The sequence below is a fragment of the Rathayibacter sp. AY1C4 genome (assembly GCF_002932195.1).
Classification (GTDB): domain Bacteria; phylum Actinomycetota; class Actinomycetes; order Actinomycetales; family Microbacteriaceae; genus Rathayibacter.
In genome coordinates this window covers 127,358-153,875 of sequence record NZ_PSWE01000005.1, presented here as the reverse complement: position 1 = coordinate 153,875, position 26,518 = coordinate 127,358, and the positions used below count along the sequence as shown (strand labels likewise).

The window sequence follows — 26,518 nt, the reverse complement described above, 5'->3', positions numbered from 1 at the left end:
CCCGGAGGGCTTCCGGCGCCTCACCGGCAACGAGGTCGGAGCGCTGCTCGGCTGGCGCGCCGCCGAGCAGGCCCGCCGCGAGGGCCGCGCGGGAGACCGCGATGCCGTCGAGGACTGCGAGGAGAAGCGCCGCGTCGTCGGCGCCGAGCGACGCCGCGGGATGCGCGGCGCGCAGCAGCTCCAGGACGACGTCCTCCGTTCGCGACCAGCCGGCGGTGTGGATCGCGCGGATCTCCGGATCGGTGCCGGCGCGGGAGGCGAAGGCGGTCCACACGATCGCGTCGGGCACGTCCTCGTCCGCGACGCACGCGATCTCGTCGCAGAAGACGCGCAGCCGCACCTCGGCCGAGGGTTCGGCCTCCAGGCGGCTCCGCATCCGCTCGCGGAAGCGCTCCTCGACCCGGGCCATCGCGCCGGCCAGCAGCGCCTGCTTCGTCGGGAAGTGGTGCTGGACGGCCCCCACCGAGACGCCGGCCTCGGCCGCGACGGTGCGGATGCTGAGGTGCTCCGCCCCGCGGGTCGAGAGGACGGCGACGACCGCCGAGAGGATGTCGCTCCTGCTCTCGCGCCGATCCGGCATGGCGTCCCTCTCGTTCGACTGCTCGAGCAGGCTACGCTCTCGGACATGACCAATACGACCGTATTGCCGCCCCGTGCCGGAGCCGGCCGCCGCATCGCGACCTTGGACGTCGTCCGCGGTGTCGCGATCATCGGGACCCTCGGCACGAACATCTGGATCTTCTCCCACCCCTGGGGGATGCTCGGACTGCTCTCCGTCCCGGTGACGCCGGAGACCTCCTCCTCCGCCGGGACTGCGCAGCTCCTGCTGATGGCGCTGGCGCAGGGCAAGTTCCTCGCCCTCCTCTCCCTCGCCTTCGGGGTGGGCCTCGCGATCCAGCACGCGTCCGCGGTCCGGCGCGGGACGCGCTGGCCGGGCCGCTACCTCTGGCGCGCGACGCTCCTCCTCCTGGACGGCGCGGTCAACTACGTGCTGATCGCGGAGTTCGACGTCCTCATGGGATACGCCGTCACCGGAGCGGTCGTCGCCTGGCTGCTGCTCACCCGGCCGACGACGCAGCGCCGCGTGATCCTCGTCTGCGGCGCTCTGCACGTCGTCCTGATCTCGGCGCTCGTGGCGCTCGTGGCGGCGAGCCCGGACGGTGCCGGACAGGGGCCGACCGGCCGGAGCCCCTACGCGGACGCGTCGTTCCTCGGTCTCGCCGCCTTCCGGTTGCAGAACGCGGGCGTCTTCCGTGCGGAGCCGGTGCTCATCGGGCTCCTCAGCCTCGCGATGTTCCTCCTCGGCGCGCGCCTCCATCGGGCGGGGGTCCTCGCCGCCGAGGGCGCGTCACTCCGCCGTCGCCTGATGGTCCTCGGCGCCCTCGCCCTCCCCGTCGACCTCGCGCTGGGCGTCGGGGGGAGCGCCGCCGGTCTGCTCGCCGAGCGCTACCTCGTCGCGCCCCTGGTCGGGCTCGGCCTGCTCGCGGCCCTCGCCGAGGCATGCCTCCGCCGGGGCGGCGAGGGCTGGGCGGCACGCCGGGCGCGGGAGGTCGGCCGGGTCGCCCTGAGCGCCTACCTCCTGCAGAACCTGCTCGGCGGCGCCCTCTTCTACGGCTGGGGACTCGGGCTGGCGGTGACCGCCGCGCAGTGGCGCGTCCCGGCGACCGTCGGAGCGTTCCTGCTCATCGCGGCGGTCGTCGTGCTCGCGGCGCACCTGTGGCTGCGCCGGTTCGAGCTCGGTCCGGTGGAGTGGCTCTGGAAGCGGGGCGAGCGGATCGGTGTCCGCGCGCCCCGCTGACCGGAGGGGGACCTACGCGAGGAGCTCCGCGGCGCCGGTGCGCAGGGCGGCGAGGCGGGACGAGACGGCCGACCGGCGGGCGTCGGCGTCGGAGTCGTGCGACCAGGCGTCGAGGTAGAGCTTGACCTTCGGCTCCGTGCCGCTCGGGCGCGCGATGAGACGGGCACCGTCCAGGGAGAAGCGGAGCGCGTCGGTCGGGGGCAGCGCGCCGCCCTCGGCGAGCAGGTCCTCGCTCCGCTCGACGGCGAGCCCGCCGATCGCGGTCGGAGGCGTCGCGCGCAGTCCGGCCATGATCCGGCCGATCTCGGAGAGGTCGGTGACGCGGAGCGAGATCTGCTCCGATCCGAAGAGCCCGAACCGCTCGGCGAACGACTCCAGCTCGTCGTCGATCGTGCGCTCCTCGGCGGCGAGCGCGCTCGCGAGGGAGAGGAAGGCGAGCGCGGCCGAGACGCCGTCCTTGTCGCGGACCGTCCCGGGGTTCACCAGGTAGCCGAGTGCCTCCTCGTAGCCGAAAACGAGGTCGGGGACGCGCGAGATCCACTTGAAGCCCGTGAGCGTCTCGGCGAAGTCGAGGCCGTAGTCGGCCGCCACGGCACCGAGGGCGGGGGAGGACACGATCGAGCAGGCGAGCGCTCCTCCGGTGCGGCCCTCGCGGCGGGCCTGCTCGGCGGCGCGCCAGCCGAGCAGCGCTCCGACCTCGTTGCCGGTGAGGCGCCGGAAGCCCTCCGGGGCGGAGGCGTCGGGCACGGCGGCGGCGAAGCGGTCGGCGTCCGGGTCGTTGGCCACGATCAGCTGCGCGCGACCGGAGCGCGCGGTCGAGAAAGCGAGGTCGAGGGCGCCCGCCTCCTCCGGGTTGGGGAACGCGACGGTGGGGAACGCCGCGTCGGGCTCGATCTGCTCGACCACGACGGCAGGCTCGTCGAATCCCGCCGCGGAGAGCACCCGGTGCGCCGTCTCCCAGCCGACCCCGTGCATCGCCGTGTAGACGACGCGCAGCGGAGCGGACTGGCGGCCGACGGCGGCCGTCGCCTCGATGTAGGCGGCGACCACGGACTCGTCCGCGAGCCGGTACTCGCCGCGCGGCAGCTCCGGAACGCGCCGGTCCCGCGCGACCGCGAGGATCCGCTCGGCGATCTCGGAGTCGACCGGCGGCACGATCTGCGAGCCCTCGTCGGCGCCGCCGAGGTACACCTTGTAGCCGTTGTCCTGCGGCGGGTTGTGGCTCGCCGTGACCATCACTCCGGCGTCGGCGCCGAGGTGGCGCACGGCGAAGGCCAGCACGGGGGTGGGCAGGAGCCGGGGCAGCAGCACCGCGTCCACGCCGGCGCCCGCCATCAGCGCGGCGGAGTCCTCGGCGAAGACGCGCGAGTTCTTCCGGCCGTCGTAGCCGATCACGACCACGGGCCGCTGGACGCCCTGAGCCAGCAGGAAGTCGGCCAGGCCGACGGCGGCCTGCGAGACCAGCACGCGGTTCATCCGGTTGGATCCCGCCGCGATGGCGCCGCGCAGGCCCGCGGTGCCGAACGCCAGGCGGGCGCCGAAGCGGTCCTCGAGCTCGGCGCGGGCGGAAGCGTCCCCCGAGTCGGAGGCGGTCAGCAGGCCGACCAGCTCCTCCCGCGTCTCCGGGTCGGGGTCCTGGGCGAGCCAGGCCTCGGCGAGCTCCCGGACGTCGGCGCTCACAGGGCGCCCGTGATCCCGGCGAGCAGGCGGGCGAGGTCGTCCTCGGCGTCGCGGCCGGCCTCGAGCACCTCCTCGTGGCTGAGGGGGGTCTTCTGGATGCCGGCGGCGAGGTTCGTGATGAGCGACATGCCCAGCACCTCCATGCCCGCCTCGCGCGCGGCGATGGCCTCGAGGGCGGTCGACATGCCGACGATGTGGCCGCCGATGATCCTCGCCATCTGCACCTCGGCCGGGCTCTCGTAGTGCGGCCCGCGGAACTGCACGTACACGCCCTCGTCCAGCTCAGGACGCGTCCCCCGGGCGAGGTCGCGCAGGCGCGAGGAGTAGAGGTCGGTGAGGTCGACGAAGGTCGCGCCCTCGAGCGGCGAGTCGGCGGTGAGGTTGATGTGGTCGCTGATCAGCACGGGGGTCCCGGGCGTCCAGTGCTCCTTGATGCCGCCCGCGCCGTTGGTGAGGATCATCACCGTCGCGCCCGTCGCGGCGGCGGTGCGGACGCTGTGCGCGACGCGGCGCACGCCGTAGCCCTCGTAGTAGTGGGTGCGGGCGCCGATGATCAGCGCGCGCCTGCCGGTGGGGAGCAGGACGGAGCGCAGGGTGCCGCCGTGCCCGTGCACGGCCGGCTTGGAGAAGCCGAGGATCTCGGTGGCCTCCACCGTCGCGGTCGTCTCGCCGATCGCGTCGGCGGCCTTGCCCCAGCCGCTGCCGAGGGTGAGGGCGATGTCGTGCTTCTCGACCCCTGTCGCCTCGGCGATCTGAGCGGCCGCGCGGGCCGCGATCTCGAAGGGATCGGCGTCGGGGGCGTCGAGCGGGTGCAGGGTCTGGTCGGACATCCTCCCACCCTACCGACGGGCTGCGCGGCGGCGGAGGGCGACTCCCGCGGCCGATCCGACACCCCGCGATTGGGCGAACACTCAGTGAGAGAGGACAATGGGAAGCATGGCTTACGAGTTCGAGCGCGCGCAGAGGATCGCTGTACTCGGAGGGGGGCCGGGCGGCTACGAAGCCGCCATCGCGGGAGCGCAGCTCGGCGCCGAGGTCACCCTGGTCGAGCGGGTCGGAGTGGGCGGCTCGGCCGTCATCACCGACGTCGTCCCGTCGAAGTCGCTCATCGCGACGGCGGAGGCCACCAACGCCATCGGCGAGGCCGCCGACCTGGGCGTGCAGTTCTTCACCCGCTCGGAGCAGAACAAGCCGGTGCGCCCGGACGTGGCGGTCAACCTGACGACGGTGAACAAGCGCCTGCTCGGGCTCGCGCGCCAGCAGTCCGAGGACATGCGCGCGAACCTGGTGCACCACGGCGTGCGCATCGTCCAGGGGGACGGGCGCCTGGACGGCTCGAACGCCTTGATCGTCTCCACGGCGGCCGGCGGCGAGGGCATGGACTTCGACCGCATCGAGGCGGACACGATCGTGGTCTCGGTGGGCGCCAGCCCCCGTGTGCTCCCGACCGCGGCTCCCGACGGCGAGCGCATCCTCAGCTGGACCCAGCTCTACAACCTCAAGTCCGTCCCCGAGCACCTGATCGTGGTGGGCTCCGGCGTGACCGGCGCGGAGTTCGCCTCCGCCTACCGTGCGCTCGGCGCCCGCGTGACCCTCATCTCCTCCCGCGACCAGGTGCTGCCCGGCGAGGACGCCGACGCGGCCGCCGTGATCGAGAACGTCTTCAAGCGCAACGGCATGGTCGTGCTCTCGAAGTCGCGCGCCGACCGCGTCGAGCGGACCGAGAAGGGCGTGCAGGCCGTGCTCTCGGACGGACGCGTCGTCGAGGGCTCGCACTGCCTGATGGCCGTCGGCTCCGTGCCGAACACGGCGGGCATCGGCCTCGAGGACGCGGGGGTGCAGCTGACGGAGTCGGGGCACATCCGCGTCAACCGCGTCGCCCGCACCAGCGTCCCCTCGATCTACGCGGCCGGGGACTGCACCACGTTCCTCCCGCTCGCCTCCGTCGCCGCCATGCAGGGCCGCACCGGCGTGTTCCACGCCATGGGCGACGCCGTGAACCCGACCGAGGTGCGCAACGTCGCGGCGAACATCTTCACGCAGCCCGAGATCGCGACCGTCGGGTGGAGCCAGCGCGAGATCGAGGAGGGCATCGCGCAGGGCGAGATCTACAAGCTCCCGCTCGCCGCGAACCCGCGGGCGAAGATGATGGGCATCCGCGACGGCTTCGTCAAGCTGTTCGCGCGCACCGGCTCCGGCACCGTCATCGGAGGCGTCATCGTCGCTCCGAAGGCGAGCGAGCTGATCTTCCCGCTCGCCCTCGCCGTGGAGCACCGCCTGACCGTCGACCAGGTCGCGCGGGCCTTCACCGTCTACCCGAGCCTCACCGGCTCGATCTCGGACGCCGCGCGCGCCATGCACATCGTCACCTGACGCGCCACTCCGCCGGGCCGCGCGGGGTGCGGCCCTTCATCGGCAGAGCGCACGACCGGGAATCGCGTGCGAAGCGATTGACGGCAGCGCGACGCGACCCGCTCGGCGGTACCCCTCACGTCGAGGAGCCGACCGCGCCGGGCCGCGCGGGGAGCGGCCCGGAACGGGCTCAGACGATCTGGAGGAGCACGTGTCCCGCGGGGACGGTCGCTCCGGCCGTCGCGTCGAGGCCCTTCACGACGCCGTCCTTGTGGGCGGTGAGCGGCTGCTCCATCTTCATCGCCTCGAGGACGACGACCAGGTCGCCGGTGACGACCGTGTCGCCCTCGGCGACGGCGACCTTGACGATGGTGGCCTGCATGGGCGAGGCGACGGAGTCGCCCGTGACGGTGCTGACGGAGGAGGAGCCGCGGCGCTTCGGGGAGGCGGCAGCGGCCCCGCGGGCGGGTCCCGAGCCGACCAGATCGCCGGGGAGAGTGACCTCGACGCGGCGCCCGTCGACCTCGACGACCACGTTCCGGCGGGCCGCCGGCTCGTCGGTCGCTCCGGGCTCGCCGCTCCAGGCCGGGATCGTGTTCTCGAACTCGGTCTCGATCCAGCGGGTGTAGATCGTGAAGGGCGCGCCACCCTCGGGGGCGAAGGCCGGGTCCTCGACGATCGCGCGGTGGAAGGGGAGGACGGTCGGCAGTCCGGTGACCTCGAACTCGGCGAGGGCGCGGCGCGAGCGCTCCAGCGCCTGCTCGCGGCTGTCGCCGGTGACGATCAGCTTCGCGAGGAGCGAGTCGAAGGAGCCGGAGATCACGTCGCCGGCGACGACGCCGGAGTCGACGCGGACGCCGGGTCCGCCGGGGGCCTTGAAGACGTGCACCGGGCCCGGAGCGGGGAGGAAGCCGCGGCCCGCGTCCTCGCCGTTGATGCGGAACTCGAAGGAGTGGCCGCGGGGCTCCGGGTCGTCGTAGTCGAGCACGCCGCCCTCGGCGAGGCGGAACTGCTCGCGCACGAGGTCGATGCCGGTGATCTCCTCCGACACGGGGTGCTCGACCTGGAGGCGGGTGTTCACCTCGAGGAAGGACACCGTGCCGTCCTTGCCGATCAGGAACTCGCAGGTCCCGGCGCCGAGGTAGCCGACCTCCTGCAGGATCGCCTTCGAGGCGCGGTAGAGCTCGGTGTTCTGCGCGTCCGTCAGGAACGGCGCGGGCGCCTCCTCGACGAGCTTCTGGTGGCGGCGCTGGAGGGAGCAGTCGCGGGTGGAGACCACGACGACGTTGCCGTGCGCGTCGGCCAGGCACTGGGTCTCGACGTGGCGCGGCTGGTCGAGGTACTTCTCGACGAAGCACTCGCCGCGGCCGAAGGCGGCGACGGCCTCGCGCGTGGCGGAGGCGAACAGCTCCTCGACCTCGTCGCGCTCGCGGGCGACCTTGAGGCCGCGACCGCCGCCGCCGAAGGCCGCCTTGATCGCGACGGGGAGGCCGTACTGGTCCACGAACTCGAGCACCTCGGCGGCACCGGAGACGGGGTTGAGGGTTCCCGGGGCCAGCGGCGCGCCGACCTTCTCGGCGACGTGGCGGGCCGAGACCTTGTCGCCGAGGCGCTCGATGGCCTCGGGGCCGGGGCCGATCCAGATCAGGCCGGCGTCGATGACGGCGCGGGCGAAGTCGGCGTTCTCGGCGAGGAAGCCGTAGCCGGGGTGCACGGCGTCGGCACCGGAGCGGCGCGCCACCGAGAGCAGCTTGTCGATGACGAGGTAGGTCTCGGCGCTGGTCGTCCCGCCGAGGGCGTAGGCCTCGTCGGCGAGGCGGCTGTGCACGGCGTCGCGGTCCTGGTCGGCGTAGACGGCCACGGAGGCGATCCCGCTGTCGCGGGCGGCGCGGATGACTCGGACGGCGATCTCGCCCCGGTTGGCGACGAGCACCTTCGTAATCTTCGGCATGGTCCTCAACCCTAGGGGGCGGCTCCGCCCGGCCCGGCGCGGCTCACCACAAAGAAGCGGAGGGCCTTCGTCGGTTCCTCACAAGGGCGGGACGGGCCTCAGCGGTTCCAGAGCGCGGTCCAGTCGACCCCGAGGCTCCGCACCAGAGTGCGGAGGGTCGGCACCGACATCCCGATCACCGTCGAGGGGTCGCCCTCGATCGCGGTGATGAAGCCGGCGCCGCGGCCGTCGATGGTGAAGGCGCCGGCCACCTCGAGGGGCTCGCCGGTGGCGACGTAGGCGTCGATCTCGGCGTCGTCGATGTCGTCGGCGAACGTGACGGCGGCGGAGGTGACCGCTCCGGCCTCGGCGACGATCCTCCCGCCGCGGTGGTCGACGAGCCAGTGGCCGGAGTGGAGGCGGCCGGTGCGTCCGCGCTGGGCGCGCCAGCGCTCCCGGGCCCGCTCGGGCTCGTGCGGCTTGCCGTGGACGACGCCGTCGAGGACGAACGCGGAGTCGCCGCCGAGCACCAGACCGTCGATGTCCGGGCGCAGGACGGCGTGCGCCTTGGCGCGGGCGAGCAGCGAGACGGTGGCGTCCGCGTCCAGCGCCGCGCCCCGCTCCTGCTCGGCCCGGGCGACGGCCGCGGGCTCGTCCACCTCGGAGGGGACGACGACGGGCTCGATCCCGGAGGCCCGCAGCAGCGCGAGGCGCGCGGGGGAGGTGGAGGCGAGGTAGAGGCGCACGAGGGCTCCCTGCGGCCGGGCCCACGCTGTGGGATGCTCGACGGATGGCACAGACCCCGTCCCGAGCATCCGCCCGCCCCGACGGGGCCGACGACGCACTCGGGACCGAGATCGAGCTCGACATTAGCAACGTCGCCCACGGCGGCGTGTTCGTCGCCCGGCACGAGGGCCGCGTCGTCTTCGTCCCGGACGTCCTCCCCGGCGAGCGCGTGCGGGCGCGGATCAGCGAGGTCCGGCACGACAGCTTCTGGCGTGCCGAGGCGCTCGAGGTGCTCGAGGCGTCCGAGCACCGGGTGGAGCACGTCTGGCCCGAGGCCGCCCTCGACCGCCGCCCGGAGGAGCGCGTCGGCGGCGCCGAGCTCGGCCACGCCGACCTGGCCTACCAGCGCGAGCTGAAGCGCCTCGTGCTCGTCGACTCCTTCTCCCGCTTCGCCCGTCGCGAGATCGAGGTGGAGGTCGCGCCGATCGGCGGGGACGACGCGTCCGGCGGCCTCGGCTGGCGCACGCGGAACCGCCTCCACGTCGACGACGACGGACGGGTCGGCCCCTACGCGGCACGCAGCCACCACGTCGTCACCGTGGAGTCGCTGCCCCTCGCGACCGCCGATTCCTCCCTGGCCGCACCGCTCGGCGAGCGCCTCGCTCCCGGCTCGGTGGTCGACCTCGTCGACGCGGCCGGGTCCGAGGGGGCCGCGGTGCTCGTGCACGACCCCTCCGACAAGCGCGCCCGCCGCGACCGCACGGTGGTGAGCGAGTTCGTCGCCGACCGCACCTTCCGGGTCGACCGCACCGGCTTCTGGCAGGTGCACCGCGGAGCCGCCGCCGCGCTCTTCGAGGCCGTGCAGGCCGCCGTCGACGCGGACGCGGCGGACCCGTCGGCCGCCAACCACGACCTCTACGGCGGGGTGGGCCTGCTCGCCGCGGCGCTGGCCGACCGCCTCGGCGCCGGAGTGCGCGTGACCAGCGTCGAGAGCGACTCCCGCGCCACCGAGCACGCGCTCGAGAACCTGGCCGACCAGGTCGGCGCCCGCGCGGTGACCGCCCGCGTCGACCGCTACCTCCGCGACGTCGTCGCCCAGGCCGATATGCGCGAGCGGGCGCGGTGGCGCGCGGCGACCGTGGTCCTCGACCCGCCGCGCTCGGGCGCCGGCCGAGCGGTCACCGACGCTCTGGCGGAGCTGCGGCCGGCGCAGCTCGTCTACGTCGCCTGCGACCCGGTCGCGCTCGCCCGCGACGTGGGCGCCCTGACCGGGGCGGGCTACGAGCTGGAGCGCCTCGAGGGCTTCGACCTCTTCCCGCACACCTCCCACGTGGAGGCCGTTGCGCGACTGGTCCGCCGAGAGGACTGACCGCGGGCCCGCGTCTGCGTACCATGGGCGGGATGGAGCCCCACGTCGACGCAGCCGAGGCCCCGCGCGTGCGCGTGGCGATCGTGGACGACCACGAGTCGGTGCGCCTGGGCGTGGCCGCCGCCGTCGAGAGCGCGGGAATGCAGGTGGTCGCCGCCGCCGAGACCGTCCAGGCCCTCGAGAGCACGATCGGCGGCGCCGAGATCGAGGTGCTCGTCCTCGACCTGTCCCTGAACGACGGCTCGAGCATCACCAGCAACGTCAAGTGGGGGCAGGTGCGCGGCTCCGCCGTCCTCGTCCACAGCATCGCGGACCGCGTCGTGGCCGTGCGGGAGGCGCTCGCCGCGGGAGCGGCCGGCGTCATCCCGAAGTCCTCGCCTATGTCGACGGTCGTCGCCGCCATCCGCACGGTCGCCCGCGGCGAGGTCCTCAACAATCTGGAGTGGGCCTCGGCCATCGACGCCGACGACGACTTCGCGCGGGCCGTGCTCGGCCGTCGCGAGCGCGACGTCCTGCACCTCTACGCCTCGGGGCTGCCGCTGAAGCTGGTGGCCGAGCGGCTGCAGATCTCGGTGTCGACGGCGAAGGAGTACCTCGACCGGATCCGCGACAAGTACGTCGAGATCGGCCGTCCCGCCCCGACGAAGGTCGATCTGCTGCGGCGCGCGGTGGAGGACGGCATCCTGCCGGGCATCGACCCGGACGACGGCGATGGCGGGCGCTGAGGCGCCGATCGCCCGCCGCAACGCCGGGCGCGAGCGCATCGACCGGATCATCAGCACGGTCGTGTCGTTCTTCGGCTTCGGCTTCGGCGTGCAGACCGTCCCGCCGATCCTCGCGCAGCTGCCCCTCCTGCGCCCCGAGGTGGCCTGGCCGGTGCTGGTGCTGGTCTTCGGATCGCTCACCGCCGCCGTGGTCACCGCCGTGCTGCGGCGGGGCACGCGGATCACGGCGGTCCTGGTCGCCGTCGGTGTCCTCATCGCCCTCCTGACCTGGCCGGCCGCCGTCTCCACCGGGGGCGCGGACCGCGAGACCCCGTGGATCTGGTACCTGCTGACCATCGGCACCGCCTTCTGCACGATCGCGGCTCCCCTCCGGATCGCGATCGCGTACGTGTCGGTGACGACCGTGCTGTTCGGGCTGCTGCGCGTCCTCCCCTCCGGCGGCGGGGCGGAGCCGACCCGCGCGATCCTCGACGCCGCCTACGTGGGCATCGTCGGCTTCGTGATGCTGGTGCTGATCACCGTGCTCCGGCAGTCGGCCGACGAGATCGACCGTGCGCAGACGACGGCCATGGAGCAGTACGAGGCGGCGATGCGCCAGCACGCCGGCGAGGTGGAGCGGGTCGAGGTCGACGCCCTGGTGCACGACAACGTGCTCGCGACGCTGCTCTCCGCCGCCTCCGCCGAGTCGCCGGCCGAGCGCGCGCTGGTCTCCTCGATGGCGCAGCGCACCCTCGCCGTGCTGTTGCCCGACCACGAGCCGGAGCCGCCCGAGGGGCTGGTCCCGCTCGAGCTCCTGCAGCGCCAGCTCGCCCACGCGGCGTCCACCTTCGGGACCGAGATCGCGGTCGCGACGGCCGACGGAGTGGATCCGCGCGCGACGACGCTGCCGCGCCCGGTGGCCGAGGCGCTGCTCGGGGCGGTCTGGCAGGCGCTCGCCAACAGCGTCCAGCACGCGGGTCCGAGCGGCAGCGTCCACCGCGCCGTGCACGGGCTGCTGGGCGACGGCGCGGTGGAGGTCGTGGTGGAGGACGACGGCCGCGGCTTCCGGCTCGCCGACGTCCCGCGCGAGCGGCTGGGCATCCGGCTCTCCATCCTCGAGCGGGTGCACAACGCGCGGGGATCGGCGCGGGTCGACTCGACTCCGGGCGAGGGCACCCGAGTCGTCCTCTCCTGGCGGGCGGACGCGGGAGGAGGGCCGTGATCGCCTACCCGCGCCCCCTGCTCCAGGCGCTCGGCGCCGGCTTCTCGCTCTACCACGTGGTACTCGCCTTCTTCTCCTTCCGCATCTCCCCGGCCACGCCGGCCGACCTCGTCGCGGTCGCGCTGTACGTCGCGGCGACCGTCGTCGCCCTCTGGCCCGGAGCGACGACCCGGCTCGCCCTGCCCGTCGCGGTCGGGATGACCGCGGTCGCCGTCGCTCTGCCGCTGCTGGTCGCGCCGTCGCTCGATCCGGGCGCCTCCAACGGCTACTCCACCTGGTACATCGCCGCGGTCGGCACCCTCATGACGATCGTGTGCGCCCGCCGGCGCGCGGCCTGCGCCTGGGTCGGCGTCGGCTTCCTGATCGTGCACACCGTGTTCTGGGCCGGCCCGGCCGCGCTGGCCACTCTCGGCGTCGTCGGGGGGATCGCCTGGGTCGCGATCGCGCAGCTGCTCATCGTCGAGCTCGGGCGCGCGGGCTCCGAGGCGCGCGTGCTCGAGGCGGCCGAGCGCGCGGCCGCGTCGTGGCGGGCCGCGGAGGAGGCGCACCTCACGGAGCGCGAGGTCCGGCTGGAGCAGACCCGTGCCCTCGCCGCCGACATGCTGCTGCGCATCGCCGAGCCGGGACCGGGCCTCACCGACGAGGAGCGGCGCGAGTGCCGGCTGCTCGAGGCGGCCGTGCGCGACGAGATCCGCGGCCGGCGGCTGCTGGACGACGAGGTGCGGCGTCTCGTGCTCGACGCGCGGCGGCGGGGGGTGACCGTCTCGGTGCTCGACGACGGCGGCCTCGACCGCACCTCCGAGGGCGAGAGCCGACGGGTGCTGGGGGAGCTCGCCCAGGCTCTGAGCGGGATCCGCGAGGAGGTCGACCGCGTGGTGGTGCGCACCGCGTCGGCCGACTCGGCGTCAGCCGTCACGGTCGTGGGCCTGCGGACGGCCGGCGACGGCAGCGCGGGCGCCCTCGGCTCCGACGACGCGGGGGACGAGGTCGACGCCTGGGTCGAAATCCGGCGCGACGGCGTCGGCGGACGGGACGTCTGAGCGGCGGAGAGCGCGCGGGACGGCGCGGCCGTCCGCATGCGCAGCGACCGGCGGCGACCCGCCCCGGAGGGCGTGCGTATCTCGGATCGGTGCCGCGGGCGGTACGCTCCGGCTCTCAGCACAGCTCAGGTCTCGGCGCGCCCGGTCTCTCGGAGCGGACCGATCGTCGGCGCGGCGCGGCACGGCGCGGCACGAGCGTGAGCAGAGCCGTCATGGGCAGAGCCCGTTGAGCGCAGAGCGCGTCAGGACGAAAGCCCGTTAACGGAGTGCGGCGGGCCGTCCACTCCTCCGAAGAGGGGGCCCGGCCCGCCGTCAAACCCCGAGTGAGGGTAACAACCCGAATATTACCCTCACTCGCCCCCAACACACCCGCCTGCTTACCCTGGTCGGCGAGTGATTGGCGGTGCCCCTTCCGAAGGAGGAGCACCGTACGTCCACTAGTGTGCTCGCTCCGCCAGGAGGCGCATAGTCAGCACTTTAGGGGACTAATCGGGGGACAAATTTCACGTTCCGCGTCGCGGATCGCTCGTTCCCCGACGGGCTGCGTCTGCGAGTCCGCTCAGCCGGAGAAGGAGCGCCACGCTCCGGGTGCCGGCCGGAGCGGCCTGCGGACCGCCGCGGCGCGGTCGTTCCAGCCCCCGCTGAGCTCCTGCGGGGTCTCCGGCTCGGCCTCGGTGCGCGAGGTCAGTGCGGTGACGACGGCCGTGACGGCGGCGATCTCGGCGGCGTCGAGGCCGGGGGTGGAGATGACGACGGCGGGTGCGGAGTCGGAGGCGGTCATCCCGTGACGCTATCGCATGCCGTTCACGGCGCCGGTCGGCGGGGCATGGCTATGCTGACGCCGGATGCCGCCGGAGCGTCGTCCGTCCGTTGCGAACAGGAGCGTCCCCGCATGCCGACGTGGTTCCCGAGGAGCGGTGCCGCGGCGCTGCGCCCCCTGCGTCTGCTGGTCCGGAGGTCGCCCGCGGCCGTCTCGGTCGTCCTGGTCCTCCTGGCCGCGAGCGCGATCACGGGGACGCTCGTCGCCCCCGCGGGAGCCGAGACGACGTCCTGGTGGGCGGCGGGCCCGATGACGACTCTCGACGGCCGTCCGTGGACAGCGGTGACCGCCCTCCTGATCGCGGCGGACCCGCTGCAGCTGCTCCTGGACGTCGTGCTGGTGCTCCCGATGCTCCTCGCCGCGGAGCGCCGCCTCGGCTCGGCCCGCACCCTCCTCGCCTTCCTCGTGACCGGCGCCGCCGGGATCGTCGTCGGGTCCTCCGTGCAGTCGATCGGCGCTCTCGCCGGCGAGTGGTGGGCGGGCGACACCGTCGGCGACCACACCTTCGACCCGCTGATCGGCGCGGTCGGCGCCCTCATCGCCTCGACCGCCTTCATGGGCGCTCTGTGGCGTCGCCGGCTCCGGGTGACCGTCTTCGCCGTCGTGCTGATGTTCGTTCTCTACGCGGGCGACTCCGCCGACGCGTACCGGCTCCTCGCGGGCGGCGCGGGGCTCGTGCTCGGCGCGGTGCTCGCGCGGGGAGCGTCGGGACTGCGTCCGCAGCGTCCGGCCCCGAGCTCGCACCGCGAGTCCCGGGGGCTGCTGGCGGCGGTCGTCGTCGTCACCGCCATCGGTCCGCTCGTCGCCGTCCTCTCGGACTCGGGCTACGGTCCGTTCTCGTTCCTCGGCCGACTGCTGCAGAGTGCCTTCACGGGGACGACGGACCTCGAGGACCCGTGCAGCCGCGCCCTCCGGCACTGCGCGCACCACGTGAAGCTGAGCCTGGTCGCCCCCGGGCCGATCCTGCTGACGTTCGTCCCGCTCCTCCTCCTGCTCGTCGCCGCCTACGGCCTGCGCTCCGGGCGCCGCCTGGGCCTGCTGCTGGCGGTCGGGGTGAACATCGCGATCGCGATCCTGGAGGTCTTCTCCCTCCAGCGCGCCGCCCGTCACCCCGAGTTCCTGTACTACGCCGAGTACCTGCTCTGGGTGGCGACGACGGTGCTGGTGCCGCTGGCCGTCGTGGCGATGCTCGTGATCGGGAGGAGGCACTTCCGCATCCGCGCGCCCCGTGCCGCTGCGAGACTCTGGACGCGGGTCGTCGCCATCGCCTTCGTCGTGTCCCTCGGCGGCTACCTGGCGCTCTCGGCCGGCGTGCGCACGAGCTTCGAGCCGCTCCTGGGCCTCGGGAGACTCCTCCTGGACGGGCTGCTGCGCTTCGTCCCGGTGAGCTTCCTCGGCGGCGCCGGACTGCTCGCCGTGCCGCGGGAGCCCGTCGCGCGGATCGTCTTCGAGTGGGTCGGCCCGGTGTTCTGGCTCGTGGTCGTCGTCGCGGTGGTCGCCCTGCTCCGGGCCACCGACGTGCAGCGGAACCGCGGCGACGAGGCGCGGTACCGCGCGCTCCTGTCCCTGCACGGCGCCGGCAGCCTCGGCCATCAGGGGACCTGGGAGGGCAACGCGCACTGGATCTCGGCCGACGGGACCGGCGGAGTCGCCTACCGGGTGATCGGCGGCGTGGCGATCACCCTCTCCGACCCGGCCTGCGCTCCCGAGCGGCGGGAGGACGTCGTGGCCGAGTTCGTGCGTTTCTGCGACGAGCGCAGCTGGACGCCCGTCTTCTACAGCATCCACGACGAGCTGCTCCCCGTCTTCGACCGGCTCGGCTGGTCGCGCCTCTCGGTCGGCGAGGAGACGATCATCGAGCTCTCCTCCTTCGAGCTCACCGGCAAGCGGTGGCAGAAGGTGCGCTACCCGCTCACGCGCGGCATCAAGCTGGGCATCGAGGCGCAGTGGACCAGCTGGCCCGAGCTCTCCCTCGGCATGGCCAACCAGATCGTCGACCTGTCGGAGCGCTGGGTCGCCGAGAAGGCGCTGCCCGAGATGGGCTTCACCCTCGGCGGCATCGACGAGGTCCGCGATCCCGACGTCGCCCTCCTGCTCGCGGTCGGACCGGACGGCGTGCTGCAGGGAGTGACGAGCTGGCTGCGCGTGCACAGGGAGGGTCGCGTGGTCGGCTGGACCCTCGACTTCATGCGCCGCTCCGACGACTCGATGCCCGGCATCATGGAGTTCCTCATCGCCTCCGCGGCGCTGCGCGTCAAGGAGGAGGGTGCCGAGTTCCTCTCGCTCTCGGGCGCACCGCTCGCCACCGCACCGGTCGAGGAGGGGGAGGAGCCTCCGGAGCCGACGGTCCTCTCGCGCCTGCTCGAGTTCCTCTCGCGGACGCTCGAGCCGGCCTACGGCTTCACGTCGCTGTTCCGCTTCAAGGCCAAGTTCCACCCGCGCTACGCGGGCCTCTGGATGACCTACCCCGACGCGCTGCAGCTGCCCCGGATCGGAGCCGCGCTGGGTCGCGCCTATCTGCCCGACCTCTCCGCCGCGCAGGCGCTGGCGTTCGCGCGGGTGGTCGGGGCGAAGCCGGAGGAGAAGCCGTCCGAGGCGTCCGCGGCGAAGCCGGATGCTCCGGCCGCCAGGGCAGGCGCTCCTGCGGCGAAGGCGGGTGCTCCGACAGCCGAGCCGGACGGTCCTGGGGTGAAGGCGGGTGGTCCTGCGGTGAAGGCGGGTGCTCCGGCTGCGAGGGCGGATGCCCGGGAAGCGGAGGCCGATTCCGCGACAGGGGAGCCGGGTGCTCCGGCCGCGGAGCCGAGTGCTCCGGCCGCGGAGCCGGCCGCTCCCGTCGTGCGGCCCGATGCTCCCGCGGAGTCCGCTGCCCGACGGACCGGCCCCGGCTCCTCCGACTGATCGTTCCGCCCCTCCGCCCCGTGAGGAGGTGGGCGCAGCGGAACGCCGCGGCACGGACGGTCTCCCGTCTCCTGCCGCGTCGTCCGAGCGAGCCGGGTCAGAGCGGGATGTTGCCGTGCTTCTTCGCGGGCAGGTTGGCGCGCTTGGTGCGCAGCGCACGCAGCGCCTTGATGACGGAGACACGCGTCGCCGAGGGCTCGATCACGCCGTCGAGCTCGCCGCGCTCGGCCGCGAGGAACGGGCTCGCGACGTTGTAGGTGTACTCGTTCGCCAGGCGCGTCCGGACGGCTGCGACGTCCTCGCCGGCCTCCTCCGCCTTGCGGATCTCGTTGCGGTAGAGGATGTTCACCGCGCCCTGGCCGCCCATGACGGCGATCTCGGCGGTCGGCCACGCGAGGTTGATGTCGGCTCCCAGCTGCTTGGACCCCATCACGATGTACGCGCCGCCGTACGCCTTGCGCAGGATGATCGTGACCAGCGGCACGGTCGCCTCGGCGTAGGCGTAGAGCAGCTTCGCGCCGCGGCGGATGACGCCGGTCCACTCCTGGTCGGTGCCGGGCAGGTAGCCCGGGACGTCGACCAGGGTCAGGATCGGCAGCGAGAACGCGTCGCAGAAGCGGACGAAGCGGGACGCCTTCTCGCCCGCCTCGATGTTCAGCGTGCCCGCCATGGCGCTCGGCTGGTTCGCGATGATGCCGACGGAGCGGCCCTCGACGCGGCCGAAGCCGATCACGATGTTCGGCGCGAACAGCGGCTGCACCTCGAGGAAGTCGCCCTCGTCGACGATGTGCTCGATGACGGCGCGCATGTCGTACGGCTGGTTCGGGCTGTCCGGGATGACCGTGTCGAGGAAGCGGTCCGCGTCGGTCGTCTCGAGGTCGACCTCGGTCTCGAAGACGGGGACAGGCGACAGGTTGTTGTCCGGGAGGAAGGAGAGGAGCGTCCGCGCGTAGTCGAGAGCGTCGTTCTCGTCGCTCGCGAGGTAGTGCGAGACGCCCGAGATCTTGTTGTGGGTCAGCGCACCGCCGAGCTCCTCCATGCCGACGTCCTCGCCGGTGACGGTCTTGATCACGTCGGGCCCGGTGACGAACATCTGGCTGGTCTTGTCGACCATGATCACGAAGTCGGTCAGGGCGGGGGAGTAGACCGCGCCTCCCGCGGCCGGGCCGCAGATGATCGAGATCTGGGGGATCACGCCGCTCGCCGCGGTGTTGCGGCGGAAGATCTCGCCGTACTTGCCGAGGGCGACCACGCCCTCCTGGATCCGTGCTCCGCCGGAGTCGAGGATGCCGATGATCGGGACGCCGGTCTTCAGGGCGAGGTCCATCACCTTGATGATCTTCTCGCCGGCCACCTCGCCGAGCGAGCCGCCGAAGATCGTGAAGTCCTGCGAGTACACGGCGACCTGGCGGCCGTGGATGGTGCCGGTCCCGGTGACGACGGCGTCGCCGTAGGGGCGCTTCTTCTCCATGCCGAAGGCGTGGGTGCGGTGGCGCACGAACTCGTCCAGCTCGACGAACGAGCCCGGGTCGAGGAGGGTGTCGATCCGCTCCCGTGCGGTCATCTTGCCCTTGGCGTGCTGCTTCTCGATCGCCGCCTCGCCACTGGCCGTGACGGCCTCGTGGTAGCGGTTCCTGAGGTCCGCGATCTTCCCCGCGGTCGTGTACAGATCGGGCGCGGGACGTTCGGTGTTCGCGGTCACCCGCTCACCCTACCGGCGGGGCGGACGCCTCCTCTTGTCGCACTCGCACAGGGAGGGCCGCTCCGAACGGGAGGATCCGGACAAGGTCGGGCCGTCGCGAGCGGCGCTCGGAGCGGCCTCGCGGGAGCCGCCGCTACCGTGGCGGCATGCTCCTCCCGCTCGCCTCCGCCGTCTCCCCCCGCGTCCTCGCGCTCGAGTCGGCGGGGTCGACGAACGACGAGCTCCGCGAGCGGGCGGCCGCCGACCCCGCCGTGTGGCCGCACCTCTCCGTCGTCGCCACCGGCGACCAGCGCGCCGGGCGCGGCCGGCTGGGGCGCGTCTGGCAGGCGCCCGCGGGCCGCACGCTCGCGGCCTCGACTCTGGTCGACGCCTCCGCCCTCGGCGCCGAGGCCTCCGGCTGGCTGCCGCTCGTGGCCGGCGCCGCTCTCGCCCGGGCCCTCGCACCCCTCGTCGACGGGGACGTCGCCGTCAAGTGGCCCAACGACGTCCTGATCGACGGCCGGAAGGTCGCGGGGATCCTCGCCGAGCGCCTGCCGGACGGACGGGTCGTCGTCGGCACCGGTGTGAACCTGCTGCTGACGGAGGCGGAGCTGCCGGTCCCGACCGCCACCTCGCTCGCCCTCGCCGGAGCACGGACGACGAGCGCCGACGAGGTGCTCGCCGCGTTCCTGACCGGATTCCAGGGGCTGCTGGCTCCGCTGCTCGCCCAGGGCGACGCCGAGGCCTCCGGAGCGGCCGCCGCCGTCCGCGCCTCCTGCGGCACCCTCGGAACGCTCGTCCGGCTCGAGCTGCCCGACGGCACGCAGGAGGAGGGGACCGCCGCCGCACTCGCCCCGGACGGCTCGCTCCTGCTCGAGCAGGGCGGCGCGCTGCGCTCGTTCACGGCCGGCGACGTCACGCACCTGCGCTCCTGATGGCCAGGACCGACCCCGCCGACCGCGAGCTGGCGCGGCTGACCCCGCGCGCCCGCCGGGCGGTCGCACCGGTCGTCGGCCTCCTCCTGCTCACCTGGACGGGCTTCTACTTCGCCGCGCAGTTCGAGCTCGCCCTGCAGCGCTGGATCATCGGGCTCGGCACCGCACTTCTGGTGCTGCTCCTCTGCGCTCCCGGGATCGCGGGCTGGGCGAGCGTGCGCTACCGCGTCACCGCCTCCGGCCTCAGCGCGCGCCGGGGCGTGGCGTCGATCCGGCGGGCCGAGGTGGTCTTCGATCGGAGGATGGAGGTCGTGGTCGAGCGCTCCCTCGGCCAGCGCCTCGCCCGGTGCGGGGACGTCCGGATCCTGCAGGCGGGAGCCGAGGTGTTCGTGCTGCGGGACCTGCCGGATCCGGAGCTCACGGCCGACCTGCTGCGGGAGGCGATCGGCGCGGCTCCCGCTCTCGAGCAGGAGTGGCCGCCGCCCGCGTGAGCGCGTCGGGGCCTCGGTAGCATGGAGCCGCCCCGCGCCAGCGGGCGGAGACGGAGGAGCGCCATGCGCGTCGGCGTGATCGGGGGCGGCCAGCTCGCTCGGATGATGATCCCCGCGGCGGTGGAGCTCGGCATCGAGATCGCCGTGCTCGCCGAGAGCGAGGGCGCCCCGGCGGGGCTCGCCGCGACACGGGTCGGCGACCACCGCGACGAGGCGACCGTGCTCGCCTTCGCCGAGACCGTGGACGTGGTCACGTTCGACCACGAGCACGTTCCCCAGCCGATCCTCCGCGAGCTCGTCGCCCGCGGCGTCGCCGTGCACCCCGGCCCCGACGCCCTGCTGTTCGCCCAGGACAAGCTGATGATGCGGCGCCGCCTGACCGAGCTCGGCGTGCCCGTGCCCGAGTGGGCCGAGGTCTCCTCCGCCGAGGAGCTGGGGGAGTTCCTGGCCGAGCACGGCGGCAGCGCCGTGGTGAAGACCGCGCGCGGCGGCTACGACGGCAAGGGCGTGCGCGTGGTGCGCGGCGTCCACGAGGCGGACGACTGGTTCACCGCCCTCGCCGAGGACGGCCGGGGCGGCTCGCTCCTGGTCGAGGAGCTGGTGGGCTTCCGCCGCGAGCTCGCGCAGCTCGTCGCCCGGCGTCCCTCCGGCGAGAGCATCCTCTGGCCGGTGGTGGAGTCGGTGCAGCGCGACGGCGTCTGCGCCGAGGTGATCGCTCCGGCCCCCGCGTCCGCCGGCCGGCTCGCAGCCGCCGCGGCCGAGATCGCGCAGACGATCGCCGACAGCCTCGGGGTCACCGGCGTCCTGGCCGTCGAGCTGTTCGAGACGACGGACGACCGGATCCTGGTCAACGAGCTGGCCATGCGCCCGCACAACAGCGGCCACTGGACGATGGACGGATCGACCACGTCGCAGTTCGAGCAGCACCTGCGCGCGGTCCTCGACCTGCCGCTCGGCGCGACGGGCTGCCGCGATCCGTGGACCGTGATGGTCAACGTGCTCGGCGGCCCGGTGGGGGAGTCGCTGACCGACCGCTATCCGCGGATGCTCGCCGATCACCCGGGCGTGAAGGTGCACAACTACGGCAAGGAGCCGCGACCGGGCCGCAAGGTCGGGCACGTGAACGCCACCGGCGACGACCTCGACCTCGTGGTCTACGAGGCTCGCGCGGCGGCGGCCGTTCTCACGGACTGACCCGTACGATGGTCGCCGTGACGAGCCTGCCGACCTCCCCGACCCCTGCCGGAGCCCTCTCGTGAGCGCGGACGCGCTCGTGAACGGGCCCGCGCCGCTCGTCGGCGTCGTGATGGGCTCGGACTCGGACTGGTCCGTCATGCAGGCGGCGTCCGCCGTCCTCGCCGAGTTCGGCGTGGCGCACGAGGTCCGCGTCGTCTCCGCGCACCGCACCCCGGAGGCGATGATCGCGTACGGACGCGAGGCCCGCGGCCGCGGCCTGAAGGTCGTCATCGCCGGGGCGGGCGGAGCCGCCCACCTCCCCGGCATGCTCGCCGCCGTGACCTCGCTCCCCGTCGTCGGAGTGCCGGTCCCGCTCGCCCGACTCGACGGGCTCGACTCCCTCCTCTCGATCGTGCAGATGCCCGCGGGCGTCCCCGTCGCCACCGTCTCCATCGGCGGAGCGCGGAACGCCGGACTGCTCGCGGTGAAGATCCTCGCGACCGCGGACGACGCCCTCTCCGCAGCGCTCGACGCCTTCGCCGCTGACCTCGAGGTGCAGGTCGCCGCGAAGAACGACGCCCTGGTGGCGGGCCTGTGACGGCCGTCGCCCTGCCGCTGCGGCACCCGGACGTCGCCTCCCGCGCCTTCATGACGCGGCGGGCGTGGTGGCTGCTGATCGTCAACCTGCTGGTGCCCGGGTCCGCTCAGGTCCTCGCGGGCAACCGCCGGCTCGGGCGCCTGGGGCTCGGCTTCACCCTCGGGCTCTGGGTCGCCCTCCTGGTCGCGGTGCTCCTCTACTTCGTCTTCCCGACCGGCCTCTACACGCTCGCGACCTTCGACCTCTCGATGCTCGCGCTCCAGGCCGCGCTCGTCGTCTACGGGGTGGTCTGGGCCGTGCTGACGCTCGACACCCTCCGCCTGATCCGCGTCGTCCGGGTGCGCCCGCGGATGCGCGGCGTGCTCGCGTTCGCGACGATCGCGCTGATGGCGGTCTCGGTCGGCACCACCGCCTACGGCACCTACCTGCTCGGCGTGACCCGGGGGACGCTGTCGTCGATCTTCGGCGGCGGAGCGATCGAGCAGCCGATCGACGGCCGCTACAACGTGATGCTCCTCGGCGGCGACGCGGGGGAGGACCGCGACGGTCTGCGCCCCGACAGCATCTCGGTGGTCAGCATCGACGCGTCGAGCGGCAAGGCCTCGATCATCGGCGTCTCGCGCGAGTTCGTCGACTTCCCGTTCCCCGAGACCAGCCCGATGCACGAGCTCTACCCCGACGGCTACGACACCGACAACTGCGCCGTCGACGTCTGCAAGCTCAACTCGGTCTACACCGAGGTCGAGCTGAAGCACCCGGAGCTCTACCCCGACGCCGTCGACCACGGCAGCGAGCCCGGCATCGAGGCGATGCGCGACGCCGTCGAGGGCATCCTCGATCTGAGGATCCAGTACTACGCGCTGATCGACATGGAGGGCTTCGCCCAGCTGATCGACGCGCTCGGCGGCATCGACATCGACTACGTGGCCGACGAGCCGCTGCCCCTGGGCGGGCTGCCCGACTCCGACGGCGTGATGCAGGGCGTGAACCAGTGGATCGATCCCGGGCACTGGCACTTCAACGGAGAGCAGGCGCTCGCCTACGCCCGCTCGCGCTACACCACGAGCGACTACGACCGGATGGCGCGCCAGCGGCAGGTGCAGGAGGCGCTGCTCGCCCAGTTCGAGCCGGGCAACGTCCTCGCCAAGTTCCAGGACGTCGCGTCCGCCGGGTCCCAGGTCATCAAGACGGACGTCCCGCAGGGGATGCTCGGCTACTTCGTGCAGCTGGGGCTCAAGACGAAGTCGCAGCCAGTGGATCCGATCGAGCTGGTCCCGCCGGCCGTCGACCCGGAGGACCCGGACTACGACGTCGTGCACTCGCTGGTGAGCGCCGGACTGTCGGGCGACTCCGCGCCGTAGACGGCCGGGTGCCGCACGCCTCAGAGGTCGGCGTGCAGCGCCCAGACGCGCTCGGCGGAGTCGCGCCAGCTGAAGGCGCGGGAGCGGTCGCGGCCGGCCACCGACATCCGCTCGCGCAGCCCGGTGTCGGCGAGCACGCTGCTCATGGCGAGGGCGAGGCGGTCCGGGTAGTCCTTCGCGTCGCCGCGCTCGACGGCGACGCCGGCGTCCGCGGCGACCTCCATCAGCGCGGGGTCGTCGGAGTGCACCACCGGCACTCCGAAGTGCATCGCCTCGAGCACGGGCAGGCCGAAGCCCTCGGCGATGCTCGGGTAGACGAAGAGGGTGGCCCGGGAGAGGACGACGGCGAGGTCGGCGTCGCTGAGGACTCCCAGGGCGCGCACGCGCGTCTCGTCGAGGCCCTGCTCGTCGGCGACGGAGGCCACGTCGAGGTCGCCCCAGCCGGTCGGGCCGACCAGGAGCAGCGGGATCGCCGGCGCGGACGCTCCTCCGAAGGCCGCGATCAGCGAGACCAGGCCCTTGCGCGGCTCCAGCGTGCCGACGCTCAGCACGTACTCCGGGGGGAGGCCCAGCGCCGTGGCGCGCTCGTCGGCGTCCTCCGGGACGACCAGGCCGGAGCCGACGGCTCCGCCGATCACGCGCAGTCGATCGCCGAAGTCCATCAGCTGGGAGAGCTGGTGGGCGACCGCGTGAGTGGGGACGACGACGGCGTCCGCGTGCTTGCGGGCGCGCTTGGCCATCGCCCGGTGCCACTTCGCGCCGTGCGGGGTGAGGGTCTCGGGATGCGTCCACGGCACCGTGTCGTGGATCGTGACGGCGATCTGCTCGCCCTCGCTCCCGTCGTGGCTGCGCAGCGGGGCGAAGAGGCTCGGGGCGTGGATCATGCCGCCGCCGGCCGGGATGGCGATCCCGTACTGCCAGGCGCGCGAGAGCTCGCGGCGCCCGAGCGGCAGCCGGTGGATGCGCGCGAGGCCGGGCAGGCGCAGGCGCAGCTCCTCCTCCTTCTCGGGCGGGTGGGCGGAGACGACGGCCTCCACCTCGCAGTCGCGGGGAGCCGTCGCGATCAGCTCGCGGGTGAGCTCCTCGGTGTAGCGGCCGATGCCGCCGGGCACGCGGGCGAGCATCTGGTCGACGACGACGCGGAGAGTGGTGGTCACGGGGTCACCGCCTCGAGGGGTGCGGCGGCGAGCGCGTCCTGCCAGGAGCGCAGCGGCGGCAGGCCCGCCCGGCTCCAGCCGTCGTGTCCGAGGACCGAGTAGGCCGGACGCGGAGCGGGGCGGACGAACGAGCCGCTGTCGGTCGGGCGCAGGCGCTCGGGATCCAGGCCCGCCTTGGCGAAGACGGCACGGGCGAAGCCGAGCCAGGTCGTCTCGCCGGAGCTGGTGCCGTGGTAGACGCCGGCCGGGGCCTCCGCGTCGACCAGCTCGATCAGGCGCGCGGCGAGGTCGGCGGTCCAGGTGGGCTGGCCGTGCTGGTCGTCGACCACGGTCAGCGTCTCGTGCGCGCCCGCCAGTCGCACCATCGTCTTAGCGAAGTTGCCGCCGTGCTCGCCGTAGAGCCAGGCCGTGCGGACGACGTACCCGCGGTCCGGGTTGACCTCGAGCACCAGGCGCTCGCCCTCGGCCTTCGTGCGGCCGTAGGCCGAGATCGGGTTCCGGGGGTGGTCCTCGGAGTAGGGGGTCGTCGCGGAGCCGTCGAAGACGTAGTCGGTGGAGACCTGCACGAGTGCGGCTCCCGTCTCGGCGGTGGCGAGGGCGAGGTTGCGCGCTCCGACGGCGTTGACGCGGTGCGCCTCCTCCTCGTCGGTCTCGGCGTCGTCGACGCAGGTGTACGCGGCGCAGTTCACCACGGCGTCGTGTCCCGCGACGGCGGCGCGCACGGCGTCGAGGTCGGTCACGTCGAGGTCGGAGCGGCCGAGGGCGGTGCTGGGGCGGGAGCCGAGGGCCGCGCGCAGGTCGGTGCCGAGCATGCCGGAGGCGCCCGTGATGAGGAAGGTCACCTCCTCATCATGCCCGAGCGGTCCGTCGGCCGACGGTCGGCGCTCCGGCACGCCGCCGGGTGGCGCAGAGAGGCGTCGCGGGCCCGTGACACGCCGTCGTTAAACTGGCGACCGTGCAGATCCGAGAGCTCGACATCCCCGACGTCTACGAAGTGACTCCGCGCCAGTTCCCCGACGATCGCGGGGTCTTCTACGAGTTCTACCGCTTCGACCGCCTGGCCGAGAAGGTCGGGCACCCGCTCTCGCTGCGGCAGGGCAACACCTCCGTCTCGCGGCGCGGCACCGTCCGCGGCATCCACTTCGCGCAGATCCCGCCGTCGCAGGCCAAGTACGTCTCGTGCTTCTCCGGCGCGGTCCTCGACTACGTGATCGACGTGCGCGTCGGGTCGCCGACCTTCGGGCGCTGGGAGTCGATCCTGCTCGACGACGTCGACCGCCGCTCCGTCTACATCGCCGAGGGCGTCGCGCACGCCTTCGTGGCGTTGACCGAGGGCGCCGTGGTCTCGTACCTCGTGAACGCCACCTTCGACCCGGTGCGGGAGAAGGGGATCGACCCGCTCGACGAGCAGATCGGCCTGCGCTTCCCGGAGGAGGCCGGCGAGCTGCTCCTCTCACCGAAGGACACCGACGCACCGACGCTGGCCGAGGCCGAGGCGCAGGGCCTGCTGCCGACCTGGGACGAGGCGCGGGCCTTCTACGCGGAGCTCGACTCCGCGTCCTGACCGCCGATCCGGCGGACGGGCCGCCCGGCGCCGGCCAGGCGGCACGCCCGACCGGACCGGATCAGCTCTTCGAGCGCAGGCGCATCAGCGCGACCCGGGCGCCCAGCCCGGCGCGCACCGCCGCACGGATCGGCGCCTGGTACCAGGCCCCGTACTTCTGCGCGAGGTAGAGGTAGGCGCTGCGGTGGTGGACCGCGAGCATCCGCGCCGAGGCCAGGCGGGTGGAGTGCCCGCCGAGGTGGGAGACGACCGCGTCGGCGAGGTAGACGTTGGTCCACCCGCGCTGTCCGAGCGAGTCGCCCAGCTGGACGTCCTCGAAGTACATGAAGTAGCGGTCGTCGAACCCGCCGATCTCCTCGAAGGCCGTGCGGCGCACCATCACGCAGGCGCCGGAGAGCCAGCCCGCCTCCATCCGGCCGTGGCGGAGGGTCTCGACCGCGCGCGAGCGCCGGTAGGTCGCCGACCACGGGTTGCCGGGCCAGACGTGGGCGAAGACGGCGTGCCCGACGCCCGTGCCGAGCGAGGGCAGAGCGCGGGCGGAGGGGTAGATCGTGCCGTCGGAGTCGAGGATCCGCGGCCCGATCGAGCCGATCCGGTCGTCCGCCGTCGCGGCGTCGTAGAGGGCGTCGATCGAGCCGGGGAGGAAGACCGTGTCCGGGTTGGTCACCAGGATCCACTCCACTTCGGGCCCGAGGCGGTCGACCGCGTAGTTGACGGCCCGGCCGTAGCCGAGGTTCTGCCCGGTCTCGTGGAACTCGACGTGGGGCAGGCGCTCGACGACGCTGCGGACGGAGTCGTCCGTGGTCAGGTTGTCGACCACCACGATGCGCACGTCGTGCTCCGTCGCCTCCGGCACGGACTCGAGGCACGCGCGGAGGACCTCACCCGAGAAGTGGGTGACGACGACGACCGCGATGGGCAACGTCGAGCGGGCGATGGGAGCCTCCGGGTGGTGCGGCGTCGACGGGAGGAGTGCCCCGTCGGAAGAACTCGACGAGGCTAGCACGCGGCTCGAG

Annotated in this window: 23 protein-coding genes; 13 read left to right on the top strand and 10 right to left on the bottom strand. The window is 73.6% G+C overall.

Annotation, left to right across the window (positions count from 1 at the left end; translation table 11 throughout):
• On the bottom strand, positions 1 to 580 hold a 580-nt coding region (locus tag C5C99_RS04290; RefSeq protein WP_104339643.1), incomplete at its 3' end, for a TetR/AcrR family transcriptional regulator.
• 45 nt (positions 581 to 625) lie between these two features.
• Here C5C99_RS04290 and C5C99_RS04285 point away from each other — a divergent pair.
• On the top strand, positions 626 to 1,798 hold the full coding sequence (locus C5C99_RS04285; RefSeq protein WP_104339642.1) for a DUF418 domain-containing protein: 1,173 nt from the start codon (positions 626 to 628) through the stop codon (positions 1,796 to 1,798).
• Between the two features lie 12 nt (positions 1,799 to 1,810).
• Here C5C99_RS04285 and C5C99_RS04280 read toward each other — a convergent pair whose 3' ends face one another.
• Positions 1,811 to 3,478 carry a phospho-sugar mutase gene (locus C5C99_RS04280; RefSeq protein WP_104329176.1) on the bottom strand — a complete coding sequence of 556 codons (1,668 nt, stop codon included), beginning with the start codon at positions 3,476 to 3,478 and terminating at the stop codon, positions 1,811 to 1,813.
• A complete protein-coding gene (locus C5C99_RS04275; protein WP_104232831.1) occupies positions 3,475 to 4,308 on the bottom strand; it encodes a purine-nucleoside phosphorylase in 834 nt (277 codons plus the stop codon). The genes C5C99_RS04280 and C5C99_RS04275 overlap by 4 nt, the downstream gene beginning before the upstream one ends.
• Positions 4,309 to 4,414: 106 nt before the next feature.
• Here C5C99_RS04275 and C5C99_RS04270 point away from each other — a divergent pair, with 106 nt between their 5' ends.
• Positions 4,415 to 5,851, top strand: coding sequence for an NAD(P)H-quinone dehydrogenase (locus tag C5C99_RS04270; RefSeq protein ID WP_104287659.1), 1,437 nt, complete (start codon positions 4,415 to 4,417; stop codon positions 5,849 to 5,851).
• Positions 5,852 to 6,020: 169 nt separating this feature from the next.
• Here the strand turns inward: C5C99_RS04270 and C5C99_RS04265 are convergent, their stop codons facing one another.
• Both C5C99_RS04265 and C5C99_RS04260 read right to left on the bottom strand, forming a co-directional pair.
• Positions 6,021 to 7,781 (bottom strand): biotin carboxylase N-terminal domain-containing protein, encoded by a 1,761-nt coding sequence (locus C5C99_RS04265; RefSeq protein ID WP_104262420.1) that lies wholly within the window; start codon positions 7,779 to 7,781, stop codon positions 6,021 to 6,023.
• A 98-nt stretch (positions 7,782 to 7,879) separates the two neighbouring features.
• Positions 7,880 to 8,506 carry a nucleoside triphosphate pyrophosphatase gene (locus C5C99_RS04260; RefSeq protein ID WP_181027094.1) on the bottom strand — a complete coding sequence of 209 codons (627 nt, stop codon included), beginning with the start codon at positions 8,504 to 8,506 and terminating at the stop codon, positions 7,880 to 7,882.
• Between the two features lie 44 nt (positions 8,507 to 8,550).
• Between C5C99_RS04260 and C5C99_RS04255 the strand changes: the two genes are divergently transcribed.
• From C5C99_RS04255 to C5C99_RS04240, 4 genes are read left to right on the top strand one after another with little or no spacing between them, the layout of a single operon-like run.
• Positions 8,551 to 9,855, top strand: coding sequence for a class I SAM-dependent RNA methyltransferase (locus C5C99_RS04255; RefSeq protein ID WP_146085463.1), 1,305 nt, complete (start codon positions 8,551 to 8,553; stop codon positions 9,853 to 9,855).
• 23 nt (positions 9,856 to 9,878) lie between these two features.
• Positions 9,879 to 10,580, top strand: coding sequence for a response regulator transcription factor (locus C5C99_RS04250; RefSeq protein ID WP_104223169.1), 702 nt, complete (start codon positions 9,879 to 9,881; stop codon positions 10,578 to 10,580).
• On the top strand, positions 10,567 to 11,781 hold the full coding sequence (locus C5C99_RS04245; protein WP_104249486.1) for a sensor histidine kinase: 1,215 nt from the start codon (positions 10,567 to 10,569) through the stop codon (positions 11,779 to 11,781). Before C5C99_RS04250 ends, C5C99_RS04245 begins: the two co-directional genes overlap by 14 nt.
• Positions 11,778 to 12,821, top strand: coding sequence for a hypothetical protein (locus C5C99_RS04240; RefSeq protein ID WP_104225461.1), 1,044 nt, complete (start codon positions 11,778 to 11,780; stop codon positions 12,819 to 12,821). Before C5C99_RS04245 ends, C5C99_RS04240 begins: the two co-directional genes overlap by 4 nt.
• 559 nt (positions 12,822 to 13,380) lie before the next feature.
• On the opposite strand, the gene C5C99_RS04235 is transcribed toward C5C99_RS04240, so the two are convergent.
• Complete coding sequence (locus C5C99_RS04235; protein WP_104225462.1) at positions 13,381 to 13,602, bottom strand: acyl-CoA carboxylase subunit epsilon; 222 nt, start codon at positions 13,600 to 13,602, stop codon at positions 13,381 to 13,383.
• Positions 13,603 to 13,713: 111 nt separating this feature from the next.
• Here C5C99_RS04235 and C5C99_RS04230 point away from each other — a divergent pair, with 111 nt between their 5' ends.
• Complete coding sequence (locus C5C99_RS04230) at positions 13,714 to 16,539, top strand: bifunctional lysylphosphatidylglycerol flippase/synthetase MprF (protein ID WP_181074535.1); 2,826 nt, start codon at positions 13,714 to 13,716, stop codon at positions 16,537 to 16,539.
• Positions 16,540 to 16,636: 97 nt separating this feature from the next.
• On the opposite strand, the gene C5C99_RS04225 is transcribed toward C5C99_RS04230, so the two are convergent.
• Positions 16,637 to 18,241: an acyl-CoA carboxylase subunit beta gene (locus C5C99_RS04225; RefSeq protein ID WP_104339640.1), complete on the bottom strand. Its 1,605-nt coding sequence runs from the start codon at positions 18,239 to 18,241 to the stop codon at positions 16,637 to 16,639.
• A 146-nt stretch (positions 18,242 to 18,387) separates the two neighbouring features.
• On the opposite strand from C5C99_RS04225, the gene C5C99_RS04220 reads away from it, so the two are divergent.
• The 5 genes from C5C99_RS04220 to C5C99_RS04200 all read left to right on the top strand — a co-directional run bounded on the left by C5C99_RS04220 (position 18,388) and on the right by C5C99_RS04200 (position 22,781).
• Complete coding sequence (locus C5C99_RS04220; RefSeq protein WP_104339639.1) at positions 18,388 to 19,155, top strand: biotin--[acetyl-CoA-carboxylase] ligase; 768 nt, start codon at positions 18,388 to 18,390, stop codon at positions 19,153 to 19,155.
• Complete coding sequence (locus tag C5C99_RS04215; RefSeq protein ID WP_104339638.1) at positions 19,155 to 19,646, top strand: PH domain-containing protein; 492 nt, start codon at positions 19,155 to 19,157, stop codon at positions 19,644 to 19,646. Before C5C99_RS04220 ends, C5C99_RS04215 begins: the two co-directional genes overlap by 1 nt.
• A 63-nt stretch (positions 19,647 to 19,709) precedes the next feature.
• The gene (locus tag C5C99_RS04210) at positions 19,710 to 20,840 is read left to right on the top strand and encodes a 5-(carboxyamino)imidazole ribonucleotide synthase (RefSeq protein WP_104339637.1); all 1,131 of its coding nucleotides are present in this window, start codon (positions 19,710 to 19,712) and stop codon (positions 20,838 to 20,840) included.
• Positions 20,841 to 20,952: 112 nt separating this feature from the next.
• On the top strand, positions 20,953 to 21,420 hold the full coding sequence (gene purE / locus C5C99_RS04205; protein WP_104249647.1) for a 5-(carboxyamino)imidazole ribonucleotide mutase: 468 nt from the start codon (positions 20,953 to 20,955) through the stop codon (positions 21,418 to 21,420).
• A complete protein-coding gene (locus tag C5C99_RS04200) occupies positions 21,417 to 22,781 on the top strand; it encodes an LCP family protein (protein WP_258062765.1) in 1,365 nt (454 codons plus the stop codon). Before purE ends, C5C99_RS04200 begins: the two co-directional genes overlap by 4 nt.
• A gap of 20 nt (positions 22,782 to 22,801) precedes the next feature.
• On the opposite strand, the gene C5C99_RS04195 is transcribed toward C5C99_RS04200, so the two are convergent.
• Both C5C99_RS04195 and rfbD read right to left on the bottom strand, forming a co-directional pair.
• Entirely contained in the window at positions 22,802 to 23,938 is a 1,137-nt protein-coding gene (locus tag C5C99_RS04195) for a glycosyltransferase family 1 protein (protein ID WP_244229467.1), read from the bottom strand.
• Positions 23,935 to 24,780, bottom strand: a complete 846-nt coding sequence (gene rfbD, locus C5C99_RS04190) for a dTDP-4-dehydrorhamnose reductase (RefSeq protein WP_104339636.1) — start codon at positions 24,778 to 24,780, stop codon at positions 23,935 to 23,937. Before rfbD ends, C5C99_RS04195 begins: the two co-directional genes overlap by 4 nt.
• Positions 24,781 to 24,893: 113 nt before the next feature.
• Here rfbD and C5C99_RS04185 point away from each other — a divergent pair, with 113 nt between their 5' ends.
• Positions 24,894 to 25,502, top strand: a complete 609-nt coding sequence (locus C5C99_RS04185) for a dTDP-4-dehydrorhamnose 3,5-epimerase family protein (RefSeq protein WP_104225468.1) — start codon at positions 24,894 to 24,896, stop codon at positions 25,500 to 25,502.
• A 61-nt stretch (positions 25,503 to 25,563) separates the two neighbouring features.
• On the opposite strand, the gene C5C99_RS04180 is transcribed toward C5C99_RS04185, so the two are convergent.
• A complete protein-coding gene (locus tag C5C99_RS04180; protein WP_258063627.1) occupies positions 25,564 to 26,424 on the bottom strand; it encodes a glycosyltransferase family 2 protein in 861 nt (286 codons plus the stop codon).
• Positions 26,425 to 26,518 lie beyond the last annotated feature (94 nt).